The organism is Nocardia sp. NPDC060220, from assembly GCF_042727815.1.
Taxonomy (GTDB): Bacteria; Actinomycetota; Actinomycetes; order Mycobacteriales; family Mycobacteriaceae; genus Nocardia.
Map to the genome: position 1 here is coordinate 1 of NZ_JBHWZY010000130.1, position 11352 is coordinate 11352.

11 protein-coding genes are annotated in these 11352 nt (G+C 68.6%); 6 read left to right on the top strand and 5 right to left on the bottom strand.

What is annotated here, in order from left to right:
- The 3 genes from ACFWF3_RS09415 to ACFWF3_RS09425 all read right to left on the bottom strand — a co-directional run.
- A partial coding sequence (locus ACFWF3_RS09415; protein WP_379313221.1) for a SufD family Fe-S cluster assembly protein occupies positions 1-836 on the bottom strand: 836 nt, incomplete at its 3' end.
- Complete coding sequence (sufB, locus tag ACFWF3_RS09420) at positions 836-2272, bottom strand: Fe-S cluster assembly protein SufB (RefSeq protein WP_378989109.1); 1437 nt, start codon at positions 2270-2272, stop codon at positions 836-838. The genes sufB and ACFWF3_RS09415, both read right to left, overlap by 1 nt.
- Positions 2269-3063: a helix-turn-helix transcriptional regulator gene (locus tag ACFWF3_RS09425; protein ID WP_379313222.1), complete on the bottom strand. Its 795-nt coding sequence runs from the start codon at positions 3061-3063 to the stop codon at positions 2269-2271. The genes sufB and ACFWF3_RS09425 overlap by 4 nt, the downstream gene beginning before the upstream one ends.
- A 346-nt stretch (positions 3064-3409) precedes the next feature.
- On the opposite strand from ACFWF3_RS09425, the gene ACFWF3_RS09430 reads away from it, so the two are divergent.
- The 5 genes from ACFWF3_RS09430 (at position 3410) to ACFWF3_RS09450 (ending at position 8962) form a co-directional block, all read left to right on the top strand.
- Positions 3410-4339 (top strand): rhomboid family intramembrane serine protease, encoded by a 930-nt coding sequence (locus tag ACFWF3_RS09430; protein ID WP_379313223.1) that lies wholly within the window; start codon positions 3410-3412, stop codon positions 4337-4339.
- Positions 4340-4418: 79 nt separating this feature from the next.
- Positions 4419-6137, top strand: a complete 1719-nt coding sequence (mptB, locus tag ACFWF3_RS09435) for a polyprenol phosphomannose-dependent alpha 1,6 mannosyltransferase MptB (protein WP_379313224.1) — start codon at positions 4419-4421, stop codon at positions 6135-6137.
- A 73-nt stretch (positions 6138-6210) separates the two neighbouring features.
- Entirely contained in the window at positions 6211-7143 is a 933-nt protein-coding gene (locus ACFWF3_RS09440) for an ABC transporter ATP-binding protein (RefSeq protein ID WP_378989105.1), read from the top strand.
- Positions 7140-7922, top strand: coding sequence for an ABC transporter permease (locus ACFWF3_RS09445; protein WP_379313225.1), 783 nt, complete (start codon positions 7140-7142; stop codon positions 7920-7922). The genes ACFWF3_RS09440 and ACFWF3_RS09445 overlap by 4 nt, the downstream gene beginning before the upstream one ends.
- Positions 7923-7990: 68 nt before the next feature.
- Positions 7991-8962, top strand: a complete 972-nt coding sequence (locus ACFWF3_RS09450; protein WP_378989103.1) for a heme A synthase — start codon at positions 7991-7993, stop codon at positions 8960-8962.
- 95 nt (positions 8963-9057) lie between these two features.
- Here the strand turns inward: ACFWF3_RS09450 and ACFWF3_RS09455 are convergent, their stop codons facing one another.
- Positions 9058-9423 (bottom strand): hypothetical protein, encoded by a 366-nt coding sequence (locus ACFWF3_RS09455; protein ID WP_378989102.1) that lies wholly within the window; start codon positions 9421-9423, stop codon positions 9058-9060.
- A gap of 76 nt (positions 9424-9499) precedes the next feature.
- On the opposite strand from ACFWF3_RS09455, the gene ACFWF3_RS09460 reads away from it, so the two are divergent.
- Positions 9500-10465, top strand: a complete 966-nt coding sequence (locus ACFWF3_RS09460) for a quinone oxidoreductase family protein (protein ID WP_379313227.1) — start codon at positions 9500-9502, stop codon at positions 10463-10465.
- A 14-nt stretch (positions 10466-10479) separates the two neighbouring features.
- Here ACFWF3_RS09460 and ACFWF3_RS09465 read toward each other — a convergent pair.
- On the bottom strand, positions 10480-11352 hold an 873-nt coding region (locus ACFWF3_RS09465), incomplete at its 5' end, for an oxidoreductase (protein ID WP_379313228.1).

Sequence of the window (11352 nt, forward strand, 5' to 3'; positions counted from 1 at the left end):
GTGCGAGCGTCACCCTTGGGCGAGGCCGGATCACCCTGCAGCGCACCCTTGTACAGCACATTGGACTTGCAGTTGGGCTCGGCGTGATCGACCAGCAGTCGCTGCTCGAAGTGCTGACCGGCATCGGCGAAGTACAGGCCGAACAGCTCGGCCTCGCCACCGGGACCGGCGTAGCGCACGGTGCCCGACAGGCGAACCAGGTCGCCACCGAGGGTCGCCGACACGTGGCGCAGGTTCGCGTCACGGCCCAGCTTCAGGTGATGCGCGGTGACGTGCACGGCGTCTTCGTCCCATTCCTGGACCGCGACGACGGTGAGCTTGGCGCTGTCACCGAGCACGAATTCGACGTTCTCGGCGTAGGTTCCGCCGCCGCGCTGGTCGATGACCACGGTGGCGACGGCAAAGTTGTCCAGGCGCACCTGCAGGTGACCGTAGGCGGTCTTGCCCTCACCGGGACCGGTGATGGTGACGGTGACCGGGTCCGACACTTCGGTTTCCGGGCCGACGGTGATCACGGTCGCCTCGGAGAAACCCGAATAGGCCTGGGCGGCAACACGATCAGCGGGAGTACCGGCCTGGCCGAGACGAGAGTCGGTGCGGCCCACCGTTTCCACCGTGACACCGGCGACTTCACTCACCTCGACGGTAGCCTGACCATCGGCGACAGCGGTGCCGTCGTGCAGGCCGCGCAGACGGCGCAGCGGGGTGAACCGCCACGCCTCGTCGCGACCCGACGGGACCTCGAATGCGTTCACGTCGAACGAGGTGAAGACCTCGCCCTTGTTGACCGCGGCGCCCGCGCCAGGATTCTGGATCGGCGTCTCGAGCGTCGACATCAGCCCACGGCCCCTTCCATCTGCAGCTCGATGAGCCGGTTCAGTTCCAATGCGTACTCCATCGGCAATTCCTTGGCGATCGGCTCCACGAAGCCACGCACCACCATCGCCATCGCCTCGTCCTCGGTGAGGCCGCGGCTCATCAGATAGAACAGCTGATCCTCGGAGACCTTCGAGACCGTGGCCTCGTGACCCATCGTCACGTCGTCCTCGCGGATGTCGACGTAGGGGTAGGTGTCGGAGCGGCTGATCGTGTCGACCAGCAGCGCGTCACACTTCACGGTCGACTTGGAACCGTTGGCGCCCTTGTTGATCTGGACCAGACCACGGTACGACGCGCGACCGCCGCCACGCGCCACCGACTTCGACACGATGGTCGAGGAGGTGTGCGGGGCCAGGTGCAGCATCTTGGCGCCGGTGTCCTGGTGCTGGCCGGGGCCCGCGAACGCGACCGAGAGGACCTCGCCGTGCGCGTGCTCGCCGGTCATCCAGACCGCCGGGTACTTCATGGTCACCTTGGAGCCGATGTTGCCGTCGACCCACTCCATGGTGGCGCCGGCTTCGGCCTTGGCCCGCTTGGTGACCAGGTTGAACACGTTGTTCGACCAGTTCTGGATGGTCGTGTAGCGGCAGCGGCCGCCCTTCTTCACGATGATCTCGACGACCGCGGAGTGCAGCGAGTCGGACTTGTAGATCGGCGCTGTACAACCCTCGACGTAGTGGACGTAGGCGTCCTCGTCGACGATGATCAGCGTCCGCTCGAACTGGCCCATGTTCTCGGTGTTGATCCGGAAGTAGGCCTGCAGCGGGATGTCGACGTGCACGCCCGGCGGCACGTAGATGAACGAGCCACCCGACCAGACGGCGGTGTTGAGCGCGGAGAACTTGTTGTCACCGGCGGGGATGACCGAACCGAAGTACTTGTGGAAGATCTCCGGGTGCTCCTTCAACGCCGTATCGGTGTCGAGGAAGATAACGCCCTGCTTCTCCAGGTCCTCGCGGATGGAGTGGTAGACGACCTCCGACTCGTACTGCGCCGCGACACCGGAGACCAGACGCTGCTTCTCCGCCTCCGGGATGCCCAGCTTGTCGTAGGTGTTCTTGATGTCCTCGGGCAGGTCTTCCCAGCTCTCGGCCTGCTTCTCGGACGAGCGCACGAAGTACTTGATGTTGTCGAAGTCGATGCCCTCGAGGTTGGAACCCCAGTTCGGCATGGGCTTGCGGTCGAAGATGCGCAGCGCCTTGAGGCGCAGGTCGAGCATCCACTCCTCTTCGCTCTTCTTGGCCGAGATGTCGCGAACGACAGCCTCCGACAGGCCACGTTGGGCGCTGGCGCCTGCCACATCGGAGTCGGACCAGCCGTAACCGTAGGTGCCCAGCGAGGCGATGGTTTCGTCCTGGGTAAGCGGTTGTACCTGGTCGGTCGAGGTCGTCATTCGGCACTCCTTCCGGAGTCGTTCGTTCGTCCCGCCGCGGGCTGTGCGGCGGTTGGGGTCTTCGGCACCGCGACCAGCGGTACGTGGGTGGTGCAGGCGCAATCGCCGTTGGCGATCGTCGCAAGGCGCTGCACGTGGGTACCGAGCAGGTCGCGGAAAGCGTCCAATTCGGCCGCGCACAACTGCGGGAACTCCTCGGCGACATGGGCCACCGGGCAGTGGTGCTGACAGATCTGCACACCGGCGCCGACCTGACGGGTGGTGGCGGCGAAACCGGCGTCGGCGAACGCTTCCGCGATCTCCTCGACCTTGGCCTCGATCACCGGTGCGGTGTGGTCGGTGACGGGTTCGATGCCGTCGACGATCACGCGAACCCGCTTGCGCGCGAATTCGGCGATCGCGGCGTCGCCACCGATCTCGCCGAGCTGGCGAATCGCCGCCCCGGCCAGATCGTCGTAGGCGTGCCCGAGGTTGCCCCGGCCCGCCGCGGTGAGCTGGTATTGCTTGGCCGGTCGACCGCGCCCTTTCTGCTGCCACGGCGCCGAGCGGCTCGCCCGAGCCTGGCCCGCGTCGATGAGCGCGTCGAGGTGCCTACGCACCCCGGCGGGCGCGAGACCGAGTTCGGTGCCGATCGCCGTCGCGGTGATCGGCCCCTGCTCGAGCAGCAACTGGACGATGGCCGCCCTGGTCTGCCCTTCGTGCGCGGTCGCCGCGGGGACAGCCGACGACCGAGCGCCGGTCGTCTTACGACCGTCACTTTCCACGCCTGTCCGCAAACCCACGGTTTTCACAACACCAGTGTGGCGGAATTGCTTCCCTAAATCTAATAAGGGTCACCTGACAAAGGGTGCCCTGACCTGCGATGAAGATCATCGGGGCGCTCCCCCGCCCGATAAAACCCCAGGTGCGGCCCCTGCGGACCGATCCCGGCCGCTCGGCCGGGTGACCCATCGCACAGGTCGGCAACCGCGACCACCCGGCGCCCAGCAACACCGCACTCGGTGCCGAACGGTCCGCCCGGCACGCTCGCACGGCGTTGCTCGCAGGAGATATTCGCACCACAACGCGGCGAGCGACGGTCCGGGTGCGCGGTGGCGAACCCGGCGGGCGCAGGGGGCGGTCTGGCACGATGGCAGGGTGTCGAACCCGCTCACACCCACGTGTGTCCGTCATCCTGATCGGCCTACCGGACTCGCGTGTACGCGATGCGGGCGGCCCGCCTGTCCGGACTGCCTGCGTCCGGCGGCGGTCGGGCAGCACTGCGTGGACTGTGTCCGGCAGGGGCAGCAGGACGTGCGACCGGTGCGGACCGTCGGCGGCGCGCGCGAGGGCGGCGCGGTTCCGTACGTGACCTACGGGTTGATCGCGGTCAATGTGCTGGTCTATGTGCTCACCGCGGCGCAGGCCGGTAGCCCGATGTACAACTACCGCGGGTCGTCGGTGTTCCGGGAGTTCGTCCTGGTGCCGCTGCTGGTGGCCGACGGCGAGTGGTGGCGGCTGCTCGGGTCGGGGTTCCTGCATTACGGCGCGATCCATCTGCTGGTCAACATGTTCGCCCTGTATGTCGTGGGGCGCGACCTCGAGCAGGTGCTGGGCAGGGTCAGGTACGGCTGCGTCTATCTGGTCTCGCTGCTGGGTGGGTCGGCGGCGGTGATGGCGCTGTCGGATTCGGTGACGGCGACGGCCGGCGCCTCCGGTGCGGTGTACGGCCTGTTCGGCGCTGTCGCGGTGACACTGATCCGGTTGCGGCAGAGCCCGACCCCGATGCTGGTGGTCATCGGTGTGAACGTGCTGATCAGCTTCTCGATCCCGGGAATCTCGCTGTGGGGTCACCTCGGCGGTCTGGCCGCGGGCACGTTGAGCGCGCTCGGCATCCTGTTCGTACCCGGCTGGCTGTCGGCCCGCGATCAGCGATCCGCGCAGCGCATCGGCTGGGCCGCGCTCGGCGCGGTAGCGCTGATCTGCGTGGGCGTGATCGTCGCCGCCGCGCTCTCGTTGCGCGCGGACCCGGCGTTCGTCGGACCGCCGGCCGTGACCGCGCCGACCCCCGTCGAAGCACCCAGGTAGTCTGCCGCGACCGGCGCGCCCCCGGTGCGTGAACGACTGACGAACCCTGTCGGGTCCCCGCACACTAGGCTCTGACTTCGTGGCGGTACTGGAGGGCGCGGCGCGCAAGACACTGGCGGTCGGGCGGCGAGCTCTCGGGCTCGACGTGTCGGCGCGCGATCACACCGTCGCGGTGCTGCATCGCGACGAGACCGAGGTCCCCGGGCTCGACAAGAGCGAACGCGCGCAACTGGACCGGATCCGGCTGATGGGCGCGACCGGCGCGGTACTGATGGCGATCGCGGCGCTGGGCATCGGCGCCCAACCCGTGCACCAGAACCCGGTCTCGGGCGTGCGGGTGCTCGGCATCTTCGCGCGAGCGCACACCGGATCGCTGGCGATGTGCATGTTCGGCACCGCGCTGGTGATCGGTGCGTGGTTGCTGCTCGGACGCTTCGCGATCGGCGGACTCGCGGGTTCGCCACTGCACCGGCTGAGCCGCTCGCAACTGGACCGCACGCTGCTGCTGTGGATCATTCCGCTGTCCGTGGCGCCGCCGATGTTCAGCAACGATGTCTATTCCTATCTGGCACAGAGCGAGATCGCCGCCCGCGGCATCGACCCCTATTCCGAAGGCCCCGTCGCCGGGCTCGGAATCGACAATGTGCTCACCAACAATGTGCCGACGATCTGGCGCGATACGCCCGCGCCGTACGGTCCGCTGTTCCTCTGGATCGGTCGCGGTATCGCGGAGCTCACCGGGGACAACATCATCGCCGGAGTCTGGGTGCACCGGTTGCTGGCGCTGGCCGGAGTGGCGCTGATCGTGTGGGCGCTGCCGCGGTTGTCGGTGCGCTGCGGGGTGGCGCCGGTGAGTGCGCTGTGGCTCGGCGCGGCCAATCCGCTGGTGCTGTTCCACCTGGTCGGCGGCGTGCACAACGACGCGCTGATGCTCGGGCTGATGCTGGCCGGGGTGGAGCTCATGCTGCGCGCGATCTACGGCGGAGGAGGCAGACCCGACCGGCTGACGGCTATGAATCTGCCACCCTTCGACGCCCGGGCCTACGGGCTGCTGATCGGTGGCGCGGTGGTGATCACGCTCTCGTCGTCGATCAAGCTCACCTCCATCATCGCGCTCGGCTTCGTCGGCATGGCACTGGCCAGACGCTGGGGCGGCACGCTCACCGCCGTCGTCAAGGCCGCGGCTCTGCTGGGCGTCATCGCCGTGGCGACAACGCTTCTCATCGGTTTCGCCAGCGGGCTCGGCTTCGGCTGGGTCAATACCCTCAGCGTCGCCAATGCCGTCCGGAGCTGGATGTCGCTGCCGACCATCATCGGGATCGTCACCGGTTTCGGCGGTGTGCTGCTCGGGTTGGGCGACCACACCACCGCGCTGCTGTCGATCACCCGGCCCATCGCCGCGGTGGTCGCGGGCTACGTGACAGTCCGCATGCTCGTCGCCACCGGTATGGGCCGGCTCCATCCCGTCGGCGCGCTCGGCGTCTCACTCGCGGCCATTGTGCTGCTGTTCCCCGTGGTCCAGCCCTGGTACCTGCTCTGGGCGATCGTGCCGCTGGCGGCCTGGGCCACCCAGCCGGTGTTCCGCGTGCCCGCCGTCGCCTTCTCGGCGGTGGTCTCCATGCTGGTGATGCCGCGTGGTGCGGAATTCCAGGTCTTCCAGATCATCGGCGCCGCGCTCGCCGCCGTGGTGTGCTTCGCGTTGTTCTTCGCGCTCACCCGGCACACGCTGCCGTGGCGGGCGCAGCCGGGGGTGTCGGCTCCGTCACAGGAGGGCACGGCTTACCGTGTGACAACGTGAGGGAGCGCAGCGAGCGAACCAAGGGCACAGCACCTTTTGGCGCGACGGAGCCGAGCGTCAGCGAGGCGCAGTTGTGACAACACGCCTTGGACCCGCCGTTAGCGTCGACGGTGTGGTCAAGCGCTATGGCGAGACCACAGCGGTAGACGGTCTCCGGTTCGATGTAGAGCCCGCCCAGGTGTTCGCGCTGCTGGGGCCCAACGGCGCGGGCAAGACCACCACCGTCGAGATGTGCGAGGGCTTCGTGCGCCCGGACGCGGGCACGGTCCGCGTCCTCGGCCTGGACCCGATCGCCGACTCCGAGCAGTTGCGTCCGCGCATCGGCGTGATGCTGCAGGGCGGCGGCGCCTACCCCGGCGCCCGCGCGGGCGAGATGCTCGACCTGGTCGCGTCCTACTCCGCCGATCCGATCGACCCCGACTGGCTGCTGTCGACGCTGGGCCTGCGCGACAATCGCCGCACTCCCTATCGCCGCCTGTCGGGTGGTCAGCAGCAGCGTCTGGCGCTCGCGTGCGCGCTGGTCGGCAAGCCCGAGATCGTGTTCCTCGACGAACCCACCGCCGGTCTGGACGCGCAGGCTCGGCTGATCGTCTGGGAACTCATCGACGCCCTGCGCCGCGACGGTGTGAGCGTCGTGCTCACCACGCACATGATGGACGAGGCCGAGCAGCTCGCCGACCAGCTCGTCATCATCGATCACGGGCAGATCGTCGCCCAGGGCACGCCCGCCGAGGTCACCGCCCACGGCGCGGCGGGCCAGCTGAGATTCTGCGCCCCACCGAAACTCGATCTGAACCTGCTCACCTCGGCTCTCCCGGAAGGCTTCTCGCCGCGCGAGACCACACCGGGCACCTACCTCGTCGAGGGCGAGATCAACCCGCAGGTGCTGGCCACCGTCACCGCCTGGTGCGCCAGGATGGACGTGCTGGCCACCGACATCCGCATCGACCAGCGTCGCCTCGAAGACGTCTTCCTCGAACTGACCGGACGGGACCTGCGCGGATGAGCGAGACCACCAGCCGTTTCCTGCCCGGCACCTTCACCCCCGATCCGCGGCCCGCCTCGCGCGCGACGATGCTCACCGCGCAGACCGGGCTCGAGCTGAAACTGTTGTTGCGCAACGGCGAACAGCTGCTGCTCACCATGTTCATCCCGATCACCCTGCTCGTCGGGCTCACCCTGCTGCCGTTCGGCGACCTGGGCGAGCACCGGGTCGACCGGATCGTGCCGATGGTGATGATGACCGCGGTGATGTCGACCGCGTTCACCGGCCAGGCCATCGCGGTCGGCTTCGACCGCCGCTACGGCGCCCTCAAACGACTCGGCGCGACACCGCTGCCCCGCTGGGGCGTGATCGCGGGCAAGTGCGCCGCCGTGCTCATCGTGGTGGTGCTGCAGGCGATGCTGCTCGGCGCGATCGGTGTGGCGCTGGGCTGGCGGCCCGGGATCGGCGGACTCGCCCTCGGCGCGTTGGTGATCGCCCTCGGCACGGCCACCTTCGCGGCGATGGGCTTGCTGCTGGGCGGGACGCTCAAGGCCGAGGTCGTGCTGGCGCTGGCCAATATCCTGTGGTTCATCATGCTCGGCATCGCCAGCCTGGTCCTCGTCGGCGACACCCTGCCCACCGCCCTGACCGTGATCGCGCGGCTCATCCCGTCCGGGGCGCTGGCTTTCGCGCTGGACACGGCGCTGACGGGGTCGATCGACTGGTTCGCAGTGGCGGTGCTCGCGGCGTGGGGCGTGGTGTGCGGATGGCTGGCGACCCGGCTGTTCCGGTTCCACTGACGTGACCAACGACGCACTGTAGTAGCCCTGGTATCAGCGTCGAAATCCTGGCCGGTACCATTCCTGACGTGCTGTATCGCGCCTTCGTTGGCCTCGTCGACCGGCTGCCGCTCCCCTCGCTGCGGGTGCAGCGGCTCATCGCCATCGCGGTGATCCTGAGCCAGGCGGGAATCTCGGTGACCGGCGCGATCGTGCGCGTCACCGCCTCCGGCCTCGGCTGCCCGACCTGGCCGCAGTGCTTCCCCGGCAGCTTCACCCCCATCGGGGTATCGGAGGTGCCCGTCCTGCACCAGACCGTGGAGTTCGGCAACCGGCTGCTCACCTTCGCGGTGACGCTGTGCGCCGGGCTGATCGTGCTGGCCGTCATCCGGGCACGGCGGCGCAGGGAAGTCCTGACCTATGCCTGGCTGATGCCCGGCGGCACGGTCGTGCAGGCGATCATCGGCGGTATCACCGTGCGCACCGGCTTGCTGTGGTGGACCGTCGCCGTGCACCTTCTGGTCTCGATGGTGATGGTCTGGCTGGCGGTGGTGCTGTACGCGAAGATCTGCGAACCCGACGACGGCATCGAGACCGTCCAGGTACCCGCTCCCCTGCGCTGGCTCACCGCGCTGTCCGGCGTGGCCCTCGCGGGTGTGCTGATCGCGGGCACGCTGGTCACCGCGGCCGGGCCCCATGCCGGCGACAAGAGCATCGAGCGGCAGGTCGAGCGACTGGAAGTCGAGATCGTCACCCTGGTGCACCTGCATTCGCAGTTGATGATCGGATATCTCGCGCTGCTCATCGGACTCACGTTCGGGCTCTTCGCCGTAGGGATCACCCCCGCGATCCGCAAGCGGCTGTTCGTCCTGCTCGCGATCGTCCTCGCCCAGGGGCTGGTCGGCGTCGTGCAGTACTTCACCGATGTGCCCGCCGCGCTCGTCGCCATCCACGTCGGCGGGGCAGCGGCGTGCACCGCAGCGACCGCCGCACTGTGGGCGTCGCTGCGAACGCGGGAAAAGGTCGACGCTCCCGCGGTGGCGCAGGCTTCCGTGCACTGACCGAGCGCGCCGAAACAACCCGCGACACAACGAGAACGGCCCGCGATCGAGTATTCGATCGTGGGCCGTTCGATGCTCGTGGTACGGCGCGGAGATCAGGCGCCCGCGAACAACTTCCAGTTGCGCGCCTTCGGGAATTTGGTCTGATGGGCGACCCAGCCGGCCATCTTGGCCCAGTGCGATGGAGCGGGGGTGACGATCGAGCCCAGCTCGCGGCTCCACTCGTCGGTCTCGGCGAGGCCGTCGACGCGCTCCACGAGCGCCTTCGCGGTCGCCATGTCGCCGACCACCCGGTCGCCGAGGATGCCGTCGGCGCCGACCAGGGTGATCCGCACGCCCTGCTTGCCGATGTACTGCAGCACGGCCGTTCCCGAACCACCGTGCTGGGCGAGGAACTTCACGATGGACTTCTCGACCTCGGCCGGCACCTTCACGGCCTCGGGGGCGGCGGTTGTACTCATGAACCGCAGTTTACCGGCAGGTAGTTTCCAGTCCAGCCTCGAGTGGCCTGGAACACGGGGTGTAGAAAGAGGACTCATGCGCGCGATTCAGGTTTCCGAGCACGGTGGTCCCGAGGTCCTGCAGTACGTCGAACTGACAGACCCGCAGGCCGGGCCCGGTCAGCTGCTGGTCGAGACCCAGGGTGTGGGCGTCAACTACATCGACATCTACTTCCGCACGGGCCAGTATCCGCAGGCGACGCCCTACATCCCCGGCTCCGAGGGCACGGGCAGCGTGGTGGCGATCGGTTCGGATGTCACCGAGTTCGCCGTCGGTGACCGCGTCGCCTGGGCGTCGGCGCCCGGCAGCTACGCGGACCTGGTCGCCGTCGACGAGGCCGTGGCGGTGAAGGTGCCCGACGACGTCGAACCGGCCGTGGCGGCCGCCGCCCTCCTGCAGGGCATGACCGCCCATTACCTCACCGAATCGGTGTTCACGCCCGAACCCGGCGACCCGGTTCTCATCCACGCGGGCGCGGGCGGAGTCGGTCTGCTGCTCACTCAGATGGCCGTCGCGAAGGGCGCCCGGGTCATCACCACGGTCTCCACCGACGCCAAGGAGAAGCTGTCCCGCGAAGCGGGCGCCACCGACGTCCTGCGCTACGGTGACGACCTGGCCGCCCGCGTCCGTGACCTCACCGACGGCATCGGCGTAGCCGCGGTCTACGACGGTGTCGGGGCCAGCACCTTCGAAGCGAGCCTGGCCGCCCTCCGAATCCGCGGCACCCTCGCCCTGTTCGGCGCGGCCAGCGGCGCGGTCCCGCCCTTCGACCCGCAACGCCTCAACCCCGCCGGTTCGCTCTGGCTGACCCGCCCGTCCCTCGGCGCCTATACCCGCGATCGCACCGAATTCCTGTGGCGTGCCACCGATGTCTTCGACTGGATCGCCGCGGGAACCCTGAATCTCCGCATCGGCGCCACCTATCCGCTGGCCGACGCGGCCCAGGCTCACCGCGATCTCGCGGCGCGCAAGACCACCGGCTCGATCGTGCTGCTGCCGTAGCCCCGACTGTCCACTCACCCGAGGAAGCGGACACCGGTCAGTTCCTGGGAAGCTTCCCAGAGTCGCCGAGCGCTCTCGCGGTCCATCGAGCGAGAGCTGGAGCGCACCCGCCCCGGATAGCCGCCGATCTCGAAAAGTCCTGAGGGTCCGTAGTATTCACTCCCCTGCGCGGCCGGATCGGTCGCGGCACGCAGAGTCGGGAGCGCCCCCATGGCGGGGGTGCGCCCGAACAGGCGGGCGACGGCGAGATTCGGCAGACGGAAGACCGCCGGGGAGTACCGGAACACCTCGGTGCTCGCGCCGCCGGGATGAGCGGCCAGTGCGCAGGCCGACGTTCCCGCGAGCCGGCGATCGAGCTCATAGGTGAACAGCAGATTCGCCAATTTCGATACGGCATAAGCATTTCCAGCCGACCTCGCAGGGTCGTCGAGATCGATTCGCCCGAAGCGGTGGCCGATGCTGCTGACGGTCACCACCCGCCCGGCCTCGGCTGCGACGAGGTGATCCAGCAGCAGTCCGGTGAGCGCGAAGTGGCCGAGATGGTTGATCCCGAACTGGCTCTCGAATCCGTCCTCGGTCGTGCCGGACAGCCCGGTGACACCGGCATTGTTTATCAGCAGATCGACGCGGTCGTAGCGGCTGCGCACCGTCTCGGACGCGGCACGGACCGACGCAAGAGACGCCAGGTCGAGAGCAACCGTGTCGACCTTCGCTCCGGGTGCCCGTCTCGCGATGCGCTCAGCAGCGTCGGCCGCCTTACCGGAATCGCGACAGGCGAGCACCACGGTGGCGCCTCGCGCGGCGAGGGCTCGTGCGGTTTCGAAGCCGAGTCCGGTATTGGCGCCGGTGACGACCGCGATTCGCCCGGCCAGGTCGGGGATGTCGGC